Origin of the sequence: Halobacillus sp. Marseille-Q1614 (assembly GCF_902809865.1) — a bacterium.
Lineage (GTDB): Bacteria > Bacillota > Bacilli > Bacillales > Halobacillaceae > Halobacillus_A.
Genome location: NZ_CADDWH010000001.1, coordinates 1023907 through 1039479, shown reverse-complemented (window position 1 = coordinate 1039479; position 15573 = coordinate 1023907). Strand labels below are relative to the sequence as shown.

Genomic DNA, 15573 nt, shown 5'->3' with positions numbered 1-15573 from the left:
CAAAGGAGATGGAGATATACAAAAAATAAAGGTACAGGCTATGCGCCTGTACCTTTAAATGTTTATTTAGCTTCGTCGTAACGTCTTGCAACTTCTTCCCAGTTTACAACGTTCCAGAATGCTTTAGCATACTCTGGACGGCGGTTCTGGTAGTTCAAGTAGTACGCGTGCTCCCATACATCTAATCCAAGGATAGGAGTTTTGCCTTCCATGATTGGAGAGTCCTGGTTAAGAGTGTCAATAACTTCAAGGTTCCCGTTATTCACAACAAGCCAAGCCCATCCGGAACCGAAACGTCCTGCAGCTGTAGCTTCAAATTTTTCTTTAAACTGATCGAAACCTCCGAAAGTCTCTTCAATTTGAGAAGCTAAGTCACCAGACGGCTGGCCTCCTCCATTTGGAGAGAGAATCGTCCAGAATAAGCTGTGGTTAGCATGACCGCCACCGTTGTTACGAACTGCAGTTTTAATATCTTCCGGTACAGCAGATAAGTTATTCGCTAAAAGTTCCTCAATAGACTTTTGCTGAAGGTCATCATGTCCTTCAAGAGCGCTGTTTAACTTAGTAACGTAAGTGTTGTGGTGCTTCGTATGGTGGATGTTCATCGTTTCCTTATCAATAGTAGGTTCTAATGCATCATAAGCATAAGGTAGTTCTGGTAGTTCAAATTTAGCCATGTTAACTCCTCCTTTAAATTGTTATGTAAATAATGGGTATACGTTTTCTCCCACAATTGTACATTACCAAACCCGTATATATCTTGCAAATATTATGCATAGCTACGGGCTCCGTAATTAAAATACCCGATACTGGTTTAAATAAACATAATATGAAGGGGTTTTTCTAAAAATAACAATACCCCAGAGCCCTTTCTAATACAATTTTAATAGAGAGGGGCTATGGTTTTCATCTCAACAACAGAAAAAAAACAAGCGCTGGGGGCGTTTGTTTAAAGAGGGGGCTCGGGACGAAATCAAACCGCCGACACACGGATTTTCAGTCCGTTGCTCTACCGACTGAGCTACCGAGCCGTTAAATATGTAAATGGCGGAGGAGGAGGGATTCGAACCCCCGCGGGCCGTGAAGCCCCTGGCGGTTTTCAAGACCGCTCCCTTCAGCCAGACTTGGGTACTCCTCCGCGAAGAAATGGTGGACCCTGCAGGACTCGAACCTGCGACCGATCGGTTATGAGCCGATAGCTCTAACCAGCTGAGCTAAGGGTCCAACATGGGGCGGCTGATGGGAATCGAACCCACGAATGCCGGAACCACAATCCGGTGCGTTAACCACTTCGCCACAACCGCCATAGTTGAATAAGTATAAGTTTTTTAAAATATGTATAGAAGATAGCTTCAGGGGCAAGCCCCTTGAAGCACTTGGTATCATCCGGCTTCATGGCTTAGATGCTCGCGTCATAAGTCAATCATCTGATTGTTCCAAGTGCAGGAACATTACAACTGCTTGTCTTATGCCTGCCGCTCTGATCAAAGCCCTTGAAGCACTTGTTAGTAGCGGCGGAGGGGATCGAACCCCCGACCTCACGGGTATGAACCGTACGCTCTAGCCAGCTGAGCTACACCGCCATATAAGTTCGCTTGATTGAAGCGACGCAAATAAATATACCATGATTTGCGAGAGCTGTCAACCTGTCCTTTTTATGTTTTTTGACTGCTTTTGTTACTGCTTTTTTGACAGCAAAATTAATATAGCATGAGCTTTTTTCCATTTCAATAGTTTTCTAGGATTTTTTTAAAGAGATGCTGTTAAATAACTTTTTAAAAGATCCAAGGATCGGGGTCAAGCCTCAAGAGAGGTCAAAATCGAGCAGGCTTTTTCCGTGAAAAAAATTCAACAAAACCATTCACAGATCCATATAAAAAAGCCGCTGCTCATACGCAGCGGCTCTGTAATTATAAGCTTTCTTTCTCTCCAAGGACTTCCTCTGCAATGTTAACGGCGTGGTCTCCAATACGCTCAAGGTTGCTGAGCATATCAACGAACACGATGCCCGCCTGTCCAGAGCATAATCCTTCATTCATACGGATAATATGCTTCTTACGGAATGATCTTTCCATGCGGTCAAGCTCATTCTCTTTCTGAACAACAGCTAATGCTTCTTCGCGGTCCATATTTTCTAAGGACTTCATCGCTTGTTTTACAGTCATTAGAGCAAGATCAAACATTTCGTTAAGATCATCTATCGCTTGATCTGTCAGTATAACTTTGTTGGAATTTTTATAATCAATCAGCTCAATAATGTTTTCAAAGTGATCTCCAATTCTTTCAATATCTCTTACAGAGTCCATTAATGCTGAGTGCTTATGGCTGTCCTCATCAGAAAGCTGAGCTTGAGATAAATCCACTAAATAATCCGTAATTTTACGGTCCAAATTATTTAATGCTTCCTCGATCTGCAATGCTAATTCTGAATGTTTTTGCTGTTTTTTATTCAAATAAAGACTTGTTTCTTCAAGTCCTTTATAAGCATATTCACCCATACGGATAACTTCTTCTTTTGCTTGATCCAATGCTAAGGATGGAGATTGTTCAATAAAGATTGGATCAAGGTGCTGCGGCTTGTACTCAATCAGAGAATCCTCGCCCGGTACAACTTTCATAACGACCCATGCAATCCCGGCAATAAACGGGAATTGAACAATTGTATTAGCAATATTAAACGAGCCGTGAGCAAACGCAATCGTCATTTCTGGATTTAAATCCAGGGTTGTTCTTAACCAATCAACATAAGCAGTAAACGGTACTAATAATATTAGGAATATTCCTGCCCCTATCAAGTTAAACATAACGTGTGCCGCTGCTGCACGTCTCGCCCCGACACTTGCACCTAGAGCAGCTAATACGGCTGTAATAGTTGTACCAATGTTATCACCAAACAATACAGGAAGTGCTGCCTGCAGATCAACTAAACCTTCGCCGAATAATTGCTGTAGAATTCCAATTGTAGCACTGGAGCTTTGAACGATTACTGTAAACAGAGTTCCAATAACAACACCAAGTATAGGGTTGTCACTCATGCTTACCGTTAAATCCTGAAACGCCTGTAGGCTTCGTAAAGGCTTCATTCCGCCGCTCATTACATCCAGCCCGTAGAATAAGGCACCAAGGCCGAAGAACAGCTGCCCGAAATTTCCGACCTTCTTATTCTTAAAGAAGAACAGCATAAATGAACCGACAGCAAGGATCGGAAGACCGTAGGCACCGATATCAATACCGATAATAAATGCAGTCATGGTTGTCCCTATGTTGGCACCCATGATAACCCCAATAGCTTGTCTAAACGTCATAAATCCGGCGTTAACTAAACCAACTGTCAAAACGGTCGTCGTGGAACTACTTTGAACCAACACGGTAACTACCGTACCAGCTATAACACCCATAAACGGGTTACTTGTAAACTTATCTAGTATTTCACGAAGGCGGTCACCAGCTGTACGCTGCAATCCATCCGCCAAAAATTTCAAACCGAAAAGGAATATACCTAGTCCACCAAGAAACTGAAACAGCATCTCTTGAACATTAATCTCCAAAATCCTCCACCCTTTCTTCATCCAAGTTTGTTTTTATTTTTTCTTTTTAACACCTTCCCCATTATTGACGAACATAAAAGGCTTTGTAAAGGAGATTTAGAAATCTTAACATTAAATTTACAATCGAGTTATTTAGACGTCATATTCTATTTATTTCCTTGATTCGCTATAGTATGTCGATTACTATAGAAAAGACATTAAGAAGGAGTCCAAAATATGAGCAAAACTCAGCAAATGATCAAAAGTTTTTACCACTTTAAGATGCTTTCCGCCTTTCGGATACTTCCGATGGGTAAAGCGATCAGCTACCTGTTTTATTTAAGCTTGGTTGTCTTACTTCCTGTTTTAGCGAGTGCGTTCTTTACTTATTGGCTTTCAAATGAAACGCCTTCTGCCTTAAACAACGTGTCAAGTGGAGTATTTGTGGTTATATTTCTTCCCTTTATTTATTTTTTAATTGCGGCTGTTTTATTCATCGTTGTCTCTCTCTTTGCTTTCATCGCGATGGGAGCCGTAAAATGGCGGAAGAAGCGGGCTGATTACAAACAGCTATGGAATATCGCGGCTTTTTCGATTACAGCGCCTACGATTGTCTTTGTACTTATTGAATCATTTTTATGGTCTCATTCGATCCTGCTTTACCTTTTTGTAATTAGTTCTATTATCTATACAGCTTTGGCCCTCCGCTACCTGCCTAAAAAAAATTAACACCCTTCCCGTAAAAATCGGGAGGGTGCTTTTTTTTGATATCTTCTATGTTGATTTTGAAAAATGGCTTTTTACACGATATTAAGTTTAACAGCCATTGTACTAATTCTCATTTATATTTACTTCTTTTTTTACTAAAATCCGTGTGCCGTCTACGGATGTAACCTTCACTGGATCTCCTTTATAAATCCATCGGCCATTAGAAATCGCACTATACTCTTCCCCATTAACCTCTATCGTCCCTACAGGCCTCATATCTGTTTTGGCTAAACCTTTCTGTCCAACTAAAGAAATGTATGTTTCCTTCATCGAATTGTACCCCATCTCTGAAGACAGCTGATCGGATAATGCGATTTTCGTCCACATTTCTCGTCTCTTAAACACTTTTAAAAACATAAACGAAGCAGCTCCGCCAATAATAACACCAATCACACTATATAATCCTGCCGTCCAATTAGGAGCACTAAATCCTACTGCAATAATCATGGCAGCTGCTCCTATAGTGGCCAGCGTTCCATCGTTAACTATTTTTCCGTCAATAATGATAAGAGCCAGGCCTAAAATATAAACTAACATCATAATAACGAACATATCTGGAGCAAGAAAGGAGTAAAAGTATACGGTAATAAAGCCAAATCCGATAATGCCAAATAATCCTCTCATATTAACGAGAAGCTCTCCAATTAAAAACATCGTACCAAATAAAGTTATAAACATGACCATCCAGTCGTAAGCTAATAAATCCATAACTCTTCCCCCTCTTTAGGTCCCATAATTAAAATACGAATGAAACCGTGAAAATGTTTCAAAAGATATGTAAAGTTTTTCTTCCAATTAGACTCGTGATATAATCTCTCTAGCTGGCCGTCTGCTCTTTCATCTTAAAGCAGGAATCGGTCCATGTTAAGCTGCACTACTTCTCATTTACACTATTACCCCTTATAATAGGTATTGGCAAATTTATAAGAGGAACAGCTTTTTTCAGATATAAAGGAGCGATTATTAATGGCATTAACTCACAGAAAAGACACTCGGCCTGTTAAAGTCGGTAATCTTACAATAGGCGGAGAAGATCAAGTTGTGATTCAGTCCATGACAACGACAAAAACACACGATGTCGAAGCTACTGTTGCTGAGATTCACCGTTTAGAAGAAGCGGGATGTCAAATCGTACGTGTAGCCTGCCCGGACGACCGAGCAGCAGATGCGATCCCGGAAATTAAAAAGCGCATCAACATCCCTCTCGTAGTGGATATTCATTTTGATTATAAAAAAGCATTAAAAGCAATTGAAGGCGGAGCCGATAAGATTCGAATCAACCCTGGGAACATTGGGAAGCGTGAAAAAGTTGAAGCTGTTGTAGAAGCAGCTAAAGCTAAGGGCATCCCTATTCGAATCGGAGTTAACGCTGGATCTCTCGAACGCCATATCCTGGAAAAATATGGCTATCCCACAGCAGAGGGTATGGTGGAAAGTGCCTTACACCACATTAAAATTTTAGAGGACCTTGACTTTCACGATATTATCGTATCGTTAAAAGCGTCAGACGTTAAGCTGGCGATCGAGGCTTACGAAAAGGCAGCAGAAGCTATCGACTATCCTTTACACTTAGGAATTACCGAATCCGGAACATTGTTTGCCGGGACTGTAAAAAGTGCGGCAGGCCTTGGGGCTATCCTTAGCAAAGGCATCGGAAGTACTTTACGTATCAGCTTAAGTGCCGATCCTGTAGAAGAAGTTAAAGTAGCTAAGGAATTATTAAAATCATTTGGTTTAGCATCCAATGCTGCAACACTTATCTCATGCCCTACATGCGGCCGGATCGAAATTGATTTAATTTCAATTGCTAACGAAGTCGAAGAATACATTCAAACAATAAAAGCACCGATTAAAGTAGCCGTTTTAGGCTGTGCCGTAAACGGACCAGGTGAAGCCAGAGAAGCAGACATCGGCATTGCCGGAGCAAGAGGAGAAGGCCTTTTGTTTAGACACGGTGAGATCATACGTAAAGTACCTGAAGAAATCATGGTTGAAGAACTTAAGAAAGAAGTCGACAAGCTGGCAGAAGAACATTACGAAAAAGAACGAAAAGAAAAAGAAGAGCAAAACGCTTAAAAAGTGGACCCGCACAGGGTCCACTTTTTTTATAACATTTGAGTTATTGGTGCCATAAATAATGAGAACAGGATCGAGATGACACTTATAATGATCGCCATGTTCCCGAGCGTATCAGCGCCGCGTCGTTTTCCAAATACTCCAAGCACAATACCGACTATCCCCAATATAAAGGGAGCAAAGAAGAAGGAAAGAATAGCTGCGGTTAAGGCAATCCACCCTAACCCGGGCTTGACGTCATCCTCCATCGTCGTTTCCCTTTCTTCTGAACGCATTGGTTCATCTAAAGGTACAGCTGCTTCCTGAGCATATTCTTCGTTATAGCTTTCACCGTAAACGGGCTTGCTGGCAACTCGTTCTACTTCACTTTGCTGCCTATACTTTTCATGCTCAGTCACTGGTTCTTCACGCTCAATCTCTGGCTCTTCATGTTCAATCTCTAGCTCTTCATTCTGATTCCCTACAGACTCTTTTGATTCATCCATAAGAATTACCTCACTTTCTGTTTTGAGAATCAAGCTTAGTATGTGATTCTTTTTTACATTTAAGTGAGGGAGTTAATGGGAAAATAAATTTAATTAGCAGAGGCAAGTGTCTCGTGCGCAGCAGCGTTTGACTGGATTTCTTCTGCATACCAGCTGTCTGCATCACCATTTTCTTCTTTATATTGTTTTAATCCGCCCATGCCGCGGTGATAGGCGGTAAGTGCCTCGTTCCAATTGTTATATTTATTGTGAAGATAATCTAAGTAAACAATAGAAAGGTGCATCGCATAATAGGGGTCGAACAAATAGTCTTTTTTATAAGGCAAATCAGCCATGTCAGCTATCCAAGGGGCAGTATTAGTCATAAATTGAGCCATCCCATACGCTTTCCCATACTTTGTTTTAGGGCCAACGAGAGAAGGATCAAACGTTCTTCCTGTTTCCACTTTCAGCAGTTCATACACAATCACAGGATCGACTTTATACTCATTTGCTTTCTTCACTAAATAAATCGCCCAGGATCTTTTGAAAGCTCCTCCGCTGTCTTCATGCAGATTCTCGGCCTGCACTTCCATTTCTGACCAGTATTTAAAGCTGATGTCTTCTTCTACGTTTTGCTGAGATATGTATTCATATTCTGATTTAAGTTTTTCATGCTTTTCTTCCAGCTGCTTCTTTTGTAAAGCTAGCTCCCGGTTATCCTGTTCTTTCATATGATTAACGATAAGTATAGAGCCAGTTACTAAAATAACGGTGACTCCGATATTAATATACCAGATAATTCCTTTCATCTAAATCCACTCCTTCAACAGCAAACCCCTATTCCTGAGCCTTAGACCGACGAATTCCTATTCCTTTTTTTTTCGAGAACAGATTAAGCCCTCTTAACATAAGGTGTACTGAATAAGCAGAGAGGGAGACGGTAGAATGTTCAACGTAGCTCAACAGTACATTACCCATAAATTGAAGCAGTTAACCATTGAAGATTTAATGTATTACAGTCAGACGTATAACATACCTATTTCGTATGAAGAAGCAGGAAAGATTACGAAAGCCTTAAAACATAGTAAAGAAAACCCATTTGACCCGGACGGAAGAAAAAGAATGCTGCGGCAGCTGGCCTCCATTACCTCTAAGGAAACCGCTCATTCGGTCAATATATTATTACATCGGTTAGCCAAACAGTATGGAGTCGAAGACTGGCTTTATTAAAAGGCTTATTTTTTGTAAATAGTGAAGCCAGCTCGCTTTCCAGACGAGGGGCGTTCGATGTTGGCACACTGCATGCCGGTCTTAATCGAACTTCCTTTTTTTGTCCCAGCCATAGCTCCTATTAAAAAAGAGAGTGCTGATGCTCAGCACTCTTCTTATTGTTCCATAATTTTTTCTTTCAAATCTTCCTCGTACTCTCCCGCTTTAAGCATATCAATTTCAAACTTATAGGGCGGCTTTTTATTTTTCTTATCTTCGCCGACGTATGGTGTTTCTAGAATTTTCGGAATACCCTTAAACACCTCATGATGCACGATCTGATGAAGGGCTTCAAAGCCGATATGGCCGAATCCAATATTTTCGTGACGGTCTTTTCGTGCTCCTGTAATGTTCTTGCTGTCATTGACGTGGACAACTTTGATTCGGTCAAGCCCTATAATGCGGTCGAACTCTTCTAATACACCGTCAAAATCATTTACAATATCGTATCCCGCATCATGAACGTGACACGTATCAAAACAAACGGAAAGCTTTTCATTCATCGTTACACCGTTGATTATCTGTGCTATTTCTTCAAACGAGCGTCCACATTCCGACCCTTTTCCTGCCATCGTTTCTAATGCGATTTGGACATTCTGATCTTTATGGAGAACTTCGTTGAGTCCTTCAATGATTTTAGGGATTCCCTTTTCAGCCCCCTGTCCAACGTGAGAGCCCGGATGCAGTACGATTTGTTTTGATCCCAGCGCCTCGGTTCTTTCAATTTCACTTCTTAGAAAATCAACACCCAACTGAAAGGTCTCCGGCTTTGTCGTGTTTCCGATATTAATAATATAAGGAGCATGCACGACAATATCCTCGATCCCGTGAGCCTTCATGTGGGCCTTCCCTGCTTCAATATTTAAATCATCAATCGCTTTTCTTCTCGTGTTCTGCGGAGCTCCTGTATAGATCATGAATGTTGTGGATCCGTATGATACAGCTTCTTCACTTGCTCCTAACAGCATTTTTTTCCCCTTCATAGATACGTGTGACCCAATCTTAACCATTCACAATTCTCCTCTCTATTTATTGCGAAAGCTGTCTCGCTTTAATTTTTTAAAATTCTTATCAGCCTGCTGTTTCATTTTCTTTTTATAGCCGGGCTTGACCTTTTTAGGCTTTCGGACCATCGCTTTTGCTTTCTTCTCCATATCAGAAGTCGTGCGTGTCCGTTTCTGCCTGTCTTTATAGGACTTAGCTTCCTTCCATTCTCCATCTTTCACTTCATAAAACGTAAAGGTAAGGCCGCGTTTTTCCAGCTTCTCGATTAAAGGAAGATCTTCCTCTGTGTACAGGTTGATCGCTGTACCTTCTAACCCTGCCCGAGCTGTCCGGCCTACACGGTGAATGTAAAACTCTTCTTCCTTCGGCATCTGTGCATTAATAACGTGGCTGACACCCTGAATATCGATTCCTCTGGAAGCAAGGTCTGTAGCTACGATATATTGATATTTTAGATTTTGCAATTCTTTCAGCATCCGTTTTCTTTCGCGGGGACTTAAGCCTCCGTGGATAACACCGGCTTCTAGTCCTCTTTCCAGTAAATCTCCCGCCAGCTGATCAGCCTGTTCTTTTCCATTTGTAAAAATAATCGCTAAATACGGCTGTATCGCTTTAGAAATCTCAAAGACCACATCTGCAGGATCTTTATGCCTTAGTGCAATAAGCCTGTGTTCCATAAGCTCAGGGGCAGGCTTGCTGTCCTGGATTTGAATATGTGTTGGATTGGTAAGATATTTCTTTAAAAAGGGCTGTAATCTTTCCGGTATCGTTGCAGAAAAGACGAGAAGCTGGACTTCTTCATTGGTACGGACCAAGATTTGATCCACATCTTCAATAAAGCCTAAGTCGACCATAAGATCCGTCTCATCTAAGACGAATGAAGCGGTTTTTGATAGATCTAATGCTTCTTCTTTAGCCATATCCAAAATTCTTCCCGGCGTTCCTACGACAATTTGCGGAGGATTGTTTTTTAGCTTTTCCATCATTTTTTGCTTGTCTGTTCCGCCGATTACAAGGCTTGCTCTCCACTCGCCCTTTTTGCCGGCGTACTCAATGGACTGCTTTACTTCTTCATGAATTTGAATAGCAAGCTCCCTCGTTGGTGCTGCTACAACAAACTGAACATGCGCGGCTTCCTTTTCCATTTCATTAAAAAGCGGAAGCAGGTAAGCGTGAGTTTTTCCAGACCCTGTATGAGACTGGCCGATAATACTTTCACCGCGAAGTGCGGCTGGTATAACTTTTTGCTGGATAGGTGTAGGCTCTTTAAAACCATAACCTTCTATAATATGTCCGACCGTTTCCCGGATATCGAATTGATAAAACGAATGATTGCTCATAGACGTACTCCTTTAATGTATAATGTCCCCATCTTATTATAAGCCACTGCCTTAAGAATTGCACGGACTGAGAAGATTCTTTGTTTTCTGAGGCTATAGGCTTTATAATAAAGGTTGGAAGTTAGTATAGATGTGTACACAAAGAGGAGGATTTATGCAATGGAAGTCATAAAAATCGCCCCTCGCGGTTATTGTTACGGAGTGGTTGATGCGATGGTCATTGCCCAAAACGCAGCAAAAGACCCTAACCTGCCACGACCTATATATATTTTAGGAATGATTGTGCATAACTCGCACGTTACGAAGGCATTCGAAAGTGAAGGAATTATAACTGTAGATGGCAAAAACCGCTTAGATTTACTTGAAGGCATCAATGAAGGGACTGTTATTTTCACAGCCCACGGAGTTTCACCTGAAGTAAAAGAGCGTGCGAAAAAGAAAGGGTTAACCGCACTGGATGCGACCTGTCCTGATGTAACCAATACTCATAATTTGATTCGTGACCGCGTAGCTGAAGGCTATGAAATTATTTATGTCGGGAAAAAAGGACATCCGGAACCTGAAGGAGCGATGGGTGTTGCTCCTGATAAAGTTCATTTAGTAGAAACTGAAGACGATGTGGATGATCTGGACGTAAATCATGATAAGCTGATGATCACCAATCAGACTACGATGAGCCAATGGGACGTATATGATGTAATGGAAAAGGTAAAAGAAAAATACCCGCACGTCGAAAAACACCAGGAAATCTGCATGGCTACACAAGTACGCCAGGAAGCTGTTTCCGAACAAGCTAAAGATGCTGATTTAACTTTGGTGGTCGGCGACCCGAAAAGTAATAATTCAAACCGTTTAGCTCAAGTATCGATGGAAATTGCCGGAACACAGGCTTACCGGATTGCAGACGTTACGGAAATCGATCTTAAATGGCTCGAAGGAGTTTCCAAAGTAGCGGTAACAGCAGGAGCTTCTACCCCTACTCCAATTACAAAAGAAGTCATCAAATTTATTGAACAATACGATCCAGATGATGAAGACACGTGGGTTCTTGAATCCAAAGTTGAACAGAAGAAGATTCTTCCTCGTGTGAAAGTGAAGAAAAAATAATGAAAAAACCGGCATCCCTTAAGGGGGACGCCGGTTTTTTACATAAAGCGAAAAGGTTCTGTATCTGTATTCGAAATAAGGACTGTGCCCACTTGAGGCACATTTTTTTCTATACAATCTTTTATAAAAGGATGGACGACTTTTTCCACATGGTGTCCCGGATCAATCAATGCCAGTCCCGCTTCAACAGCATCCTGCGCTGTATGGAATGTCATATCACCCGTAATGTAAACGTCGGCTCCTTTACTTAAAGCATTCTTGTAATAACTTTCTCCGCTTCCGCCAAGAAGGGCAACTTTCTTAACTTTTTGATTAGCGTCTCCTGAGTATCGCAGCTGAGGCACCTGATATTTTTCTTTAATCATCGAGCAGAGATCATACAAAGACATCTCGTTTTCCAGCTCCCCGATTCTGCCGACACCAAGACTTGCTCCTTCATTTAACAAAGGAAAGAGGTCATAGGCGGCTTCTTCATAAGGGTGAGCCTCTATCATTGCCTTCAGAACTTTTTGCGTGAGAGAGGACGGCATGATGGTTTCAATGCGATTCTCTTCTACCCTTTCAAGTGAACCTTGAGAGCCGATATAAGGATCACTTCCGTCTAAAGGTTTAAAAGTGCCTTCTCCTTTTACCTGATACGTACAGTGGCTGTAATCCCCGATATGACCCGCTCCTGCTTCACTTATTGCATCCCTCACTTGATCTGCATGACTTACGGGTACATACACAGCCAGCTTCACTAAAGACTTGCTTGTAGTCTCAATGAGCGGCTGAACGTCCTGCAATTGAAGCAGTTCGGCCATCGCGTCGTTTACACCGCCCTGAGCGATATCAAGGTTCGTATGAGCTGCATAAACGGTGATGTCATGCTGAATCAGCTTTCGTATGACCCGTCCTTTTGGCGAGCTAAAATCAATTTGATGAAGCTTTTTGAATAGCAAAGGATGATGAGCTACGATTAGATTAACATTCTTTTCTACAGCTTCCTCTACAACGTCTTCTAATACGTCGAGAGTAACCATCACGTTTTCGACCTTTTGATCAAGAGAACCGAGCTGCAGGCCTACATTGTCCCATTCAAAGGCAAGATTCTTAGGAGCAAGCTTATCGAGTTGTTGAACGACTTCTCTTACGGTAACCGTCATTGGCTTAATTCCTCCTCTATCCATTTGATTTGCTGTTCAAAAAACCTCGCTTTTTCTTGATCTGCATTTTTCGCTCGTTTCATCTGCTCTATAACTCTTATCTTTTTGCTTCTTTCTTCTTCCCATTTCTCAAGAAAAGCTGAGTTTTTCTCTCTCATTAAATAAGGACCAAGCCACAGTTCTTTTTCAAAGTTATCTTTGCCATAAGGGGATTTACTGTCTTCTTTATTAGCAACAAGTATTTCATAGATGTGGCCGTTCTCTTCTAGTATTTCCTCTGCAGCCAGCTGATAGCCGTTTTGATAAAACCACTTTCGAACAGATCGTGCATCAATATTAGGCTGGGCAATAATGCGGGTGACATTCTCGAGTTTATGACGTCCCTCCTCTAAAATGTCTCGGATCAGCGGCCCTCCCATCCCGGCTATAACCACCTGATTAACTCTTTCATCGATCACTTCGAGTCCGTTTCCTTTTTTTACTTCGATCGCGTTCTCGAGCTGATTTTCTTTTACTTCTTCTTGAGCACTTAAGAAGGGGCCCTCATTCAATTCTCCAGCTATGGCTTTGGCAGATGAATTGCTTAAGCAGACATAGCACGGAAGGTAAGCATGATCTGAACCGATATCCGCAAAAAATATGGGGTCCTTCAGGAAATCTGCTACCTTTTTTAAACGCTGAGATAACTGTTTACCGTTCATATTTAATCCCTCTCATAAAAAGAAAAGCTTTCTGAAAGGACAGAAAGCTTTTCTTTCAATTTATTGATGTTCTTCTGCCAGCCACTGAGCTAATTTTGCAGCATCATCACCTGTGTAAAGTCCAGCAGGCATTGCACCGCCGCCTTTACCATTTATGATAATTTCCTGAATTTCTTCAGCCTCGTACTTAGATCCTACCTCTTGAAGGTTTGGACCGTTTGCCCCTTCAAGATCGCCGCCATGACAGCTGGAACAGGACTGCTGATACATTTCTTCAGGAGCGGCTGCAGTCTCTTCTGTTTCCTCTCCATTTTCTTCATTTTGAATGGCTTCTCTTTCGTTAATTCCCACTGATGATACGATAACCATCGCAAGAATCCCCAGCACTGCAATTAGTGCAAAAGGAATCACAGGGTTTCTTTTCATCGGTTGCATCCTCCTTATGTATCCCTTGAAAGTTGACTTATGTCTTACAGACTATATTTATTTTACTTTAAATTCCCCTATCAGGAAAGGGGGAAAGCCTCAAAAACTCATAAAAGTAACCGAATACCGTCAAGTATAATGCCTAATAAAGCGGCAATATTAATAATTTCACACGCATTTCATCCCCTGAAATTACCCAGGAAATAAATTGAATATCTATAATATAGAAAACGGCCGCCTGTTGTGCAAAGTTCCCAACCGTATTAACCGTTCATATTAAAAACAATAACATTAAATTCAAGAGGGCAACAGCTCTCATCCAATTTTCCTGCACGTTTCCTTTTCGATAGATGATAAATCCGCCCCTAACAAATGTCGACAAAAGACTTGTTTGCATTATAATTCCCATTTCAGTAAAATAAATGACAAGAAATGAAAGCGGAACCAAAATAAGAGAAAGAGTTAACCAGCCGTAATAAGCTGGTCAACTGTTCTACTTATCGCCGTTTTAAAAGCTGCAGATCTCTCTTCGTTATAAAGGGCTTAACAGGAAATCACCTCGAAGCAAATAGTTAAGGGGCATCTGCTTGAAATGCCCCTAAAGAGATTAGATTTATTCCATGAAATCTTTCAATCGTTTGCTTCGACTAGGATGTCTTAATTTACGAAGAGCTTTGGCTTCAATCTGACGAATACGTTCACGAGTTACGCCAAAGACTTTACCTACTTCTTCCAATGTACGGGTACGTCCATCATCAAGACCGAAACGCAGACGAAGAACATTTTCTTCTCTGTCCGTTAAGGTATCCAGCACATCTTCCAGCTGTTCTTTAAGCAATTCGTAAGCAGCATGATCGGAAGGTGAAGTAGCTTCCTGGTCTTCTATAAAATCACCAAGATGTGAATCATCCTCTTCACCAATTGGTGTTTCCAATGATACAGGCTCCTGGGCAATCTTAAGGATTTCCCTGACTTTGTCCGGTGTAAGTTCCATATCCTGGGCAATTTCTTCAGGTGTAGGTTCACGGCCGAGGTCCTGAAGAAGCTGTCTTTGTACACGGATTAATTTATTAATCGTTTCCACCATGTGAACTGGAATACGGATCGTTCTTGCCTGGTCAGCAATAGCACGAGTAATGGCTTGTCTGATCCACCATGTAGCATACGTACTAAACTTATAACCCTTACGGTAATCGAACTTCTCTACCGCTTTGATCAATCCCATGTTGCCTTCTTGAATCAGGTCTAAGAAGAGCATTCCTCTTCCTACATATCTCTTGGCAATACTAACGACTAAACGCAGGTTGGCTTCAGCTAAATCACGCTTAGCCTCTTCATCGCCTTCTTCAATACGCTGAGCAAGGCTTATTTCGTCGTTAGCTGAAAGAAGATTTACCCGGCCGATTTCTTTTAGGTACATACGGACAGGGTCATTAATTTTGACACCCGGTGGTACGCTTAAATCATTTAGGTTGAATTCTTCTTCTTTATTTAACTGCTGCATGCTTGGATCCTGATCAGAATCGCCGATTACTTCTACACCTTGCTCATTTAAAAACTCATAGTATTCATCCATTTGATCGGAATCCAGTTCGAAACTCGAGAGTTTCTCAGCCACTTCTTCGTAGGCCAGAACCCCTCGTTTTTTACCCATTTCAAGCAATTGTTCTTTTGCTTGCTCTAAGGTTAGCTCGCTTTCATTTTCTTTAGAACGTGATGGCTGTTGTTGCTTATCTGCCATG

At 41.5% G+C, this 15573-nt stretch carries 15 protein-coding genes and 5 tRNA genes; 4 read left to right on the top strand and 16 right to left on the bottom strand.

The window, feature by feature from the left end:
- Positions 1–62: 62 nt before the first annotated feature.
- The 7 genes from HUS26_RS05140 to HUS26_RS05110 all read right to left on the bottom strand — a co-directional run bounded on the left by HUS26_RS05140 (position 63) and on the right by HUS26_RS05110 (position 3548).
- Positions 63–677, bottom strand: coding sequence for a superoxide dismutase (locus HUS26_RS05140; protein WP_173916131.1), 615 nt, complete (start codon positions 675–677; stop codon positions 63–65).
- Between the two features lie 281 nt (positions 678–958).
- Positions 959–1031, bottom strand: a tRNA-Phe gene (locus HUS26_RS05135).
- A 14-nt stretch (positions 1032–1045) separates the two neighbouring features.
- Positions 1046–1138 (bottom strand) — tRNA-Ser (locus tag HUS26_RS05130).
- Positions 1139–1147: 9 nt separating this feature from the next.
- Positions 1148–1224 (bottom strand) — tRNA-Ile (locus HUS26_RS05125).
- A 4-nt stretch (positions 1225–1228) separates the two neighbouring features.
- Positions 1229–1304: transfer RNA gene (locus tag HUS26_RS05120), tRNA-His, on the bottom strand.
- A 205-nt stretch (positions 1305–1509) separates the two neighbouring features.
- Positions 1510–1583 (bottom strand) — tRNA-Met (locus HUS26_RS05115).
- Between the two features lie 327 nt (positions 1584–1910).
- On the bottom strand, positions 1911–3548 hold the full coding sequence (locus HUS26_RS05110) for a Na/Pi cotransporter family protein (RefSeq protein ID WP_173916130.1): 1638 nt from the start codon (positions 3546–3548) through the stop codon (positions 1911–1913).
- A gap of 216 nt (positions 3549–3764) precedes the next feature.
- Between HUS26_RS05110 and HUS26_RS05105 the strand changes: the two genes are divergently transcribed.
- Positions 3765–4256 carry a DUF1189 family protein gene (locus HUS26_RS05105; protein ID WP_173916129.1) on the top strand — a complete coding sequence of 164 codons (492 nt, stop codon included), beginning with the start codon at positions 3765–3767 and terminating at the stop codon, positions 4254–4256.
- Positions 4257–4358: 102 nt separating this feature from the next.
- Here the strand turns inward: HUS26_RS05105 and HUS26_RS05100 are convergent, their stop codons facing one another.
- The gene (locus tag HUS26_RS05100) at positions 4359–5003 is read right to left on the bottom strand and encodes an NfeD family protein (protein WP_173916128.1); all 645 of its coding nucleotides are present in this window, start codon (positions 5001–5003) and stop codon (positions 4359–4361) included.
- A 258-nt stretch (positions 5004–5261) separates the two neighbouring features.
- On the opposite strand from HUS26_RS05100, the gene ispG reads away from it, so the two are divergent.
- Positions 5262–6371 carry a flavodoxin-dependent (E)-4-hydroxy-3-methylbut-2-enyl-diphosphate synthase gene (gene ispG, locus HUS26_RS05095; RefSeq protein WP_173916127.1) on the top strand — a complete coding sequence of 370 codons (1110 nt, stop codon included), beginning with the start codon at positions 5262–5264 and terminating at the stop codon, positions 6369–6371.
- A 29-nt stretch (positions 6372–6400) separates the two neighbouring features.
- Here the strand turns inward: ispG and HUS26_RS05090 are convergent, their stop codons facing one another.
- Positions 6401–6856 carry a hypothetical protein gene (locus HUS26_RS05090; RefSeq protein WP_173916126.1) on the bottom strand — a complete coding sequence of 152 codons (456 nt, stop codon included), beginning with the start codon at positions 6854–6856 and terminating at the stop codon, positions 6401–6403.
- An 89-nt stretch (positions 6857–6945) separates the two neighbouring features.
- Positions 6946–7647 carry a lytic transglycosylase domain-containing protein gene (locus HUS26_RS05085; RefSeq protein WP_173916125.1) on the bottom strand — a complete coding sequence of 234 codons (702 nt, stop codon included), beginning with the start codon at positions 7645–7647 and terminating at the stop codon, positions 6946–6948.
- Between the two features lie 136 nt (positions 7648–7783).
- Here HUS26_RS05085 and HUS26_RS05080 point away from each other — a divergent pair, with 136 nt between their 5' ends.
- Positions 7784–8068: a DUF2624 domain-containing protein gene (locus tag HUS26_RS05080; RefSeq protein ID WP_173916124.1), complete on the top strand. Its 285-nt coding sequence runs from the start codon at positions 7784–7786 to the stop codon at positions 8066–8068.
- Between the two features lie 155 nt (positions 8069–8223).
- Here the strand turns inward: HUS26_RS05080 and HUS26_RS05075 are convergent, their stop codons facing one another.
- Positions 8224–9117, bottom strand: coding sequence for a deoxyribonuclease IV (locus tag HUS26_RS05075; protein ID WP_173916123.1), 894 nt, complete (start codon positions 9115–9117; stop codon positions 8224–8226).
- Positions 9118–9132: 15 nt separating this feature from the next.
- Positions 9133–10452 carry a DEAD/DEAH box helicase gene (locus tag HUS26_RS05070; RefSeq protein ID WP_173916122.1) on the bottom strand — a complete coding sequence of 440 codons (1320 nt, stop codon included), beginning with the start codon at positions 10450–10452 and terminating at the stop codon, positions 9133–9135.
- Positions 10453–10611: 159 nt separating this feature from the next.
- On the opposite strand from HUS26_RS05070, the gene HUS26_RS05065 reads away from it, so the two are divergent.
- Entirely contained in the window at positions 10612–11559 is a 948-nt protein-coding gene (locus HUS26_RS05065) for a 4-hydroxy-3-methylbut-2-enyl diphosphate reductase (RefSeq protein WP_173916121.1), read from the top strand.
- A 38-nt stretch (positions 11560–11597) separates the two neighbouring features.
- Here HUS26_RS05065 and HUS26_RS05060 read toward each other — a convergent pair whose 3' ends face one another.
- From HUS26_RS05060 to rpoD, 4 genes are all read right to left on the bottom strand, one after another.
- Positions 11598–12704 (bottom strand): Nif3-like dinuclear metal center hexameric protein, encoded by a 1107-nt coding sequence (locus HUS26_RS05060; RefSeq protein ID WP_173916120.1) that lies wholly within the window; start codon positions 12702–12704, stop codon positions 11598–11600.
- Positions 12701–13405, bottom strand: a complete 705-nt coding sequence (locus tag HUS26_RS05055; RefSeq protein WP_173916119.1) for a class I SAM-dependent methyltransferase — start codon at positions 13403–13405, stop codon at positions 12701–12703. Before HUS26_RS05055 ends, HUS26_RS05060 begins: the two co-directional genes overlap by 4 nt.
- Before the next feature lie 60 nt (positions 13406–13465).
- Positions 13466–13831, bottom strand: coding sequence for a cytochrome c550 (cccA, locus tag HUS26_RS05050; RefSeq protein WP_173916118.1), 366 nt, complete (start codon positions 13829–13831; stop codon positions 13466–13468).
- 613 nt (positions 13832–14444) lie between these two features.
- Complete coding sequence (gene rpoD / locus HUS26_RS05045; protein ID WP_173916117.1) at positions 14445–15572, bottom strand: RNA polymerase sigma factor RpoD; 1128 nt, start codon at positions 15570–15572, stop codon at positions 14445–14447.
- Position 15573: the final 1 nt, after the last annotated feature.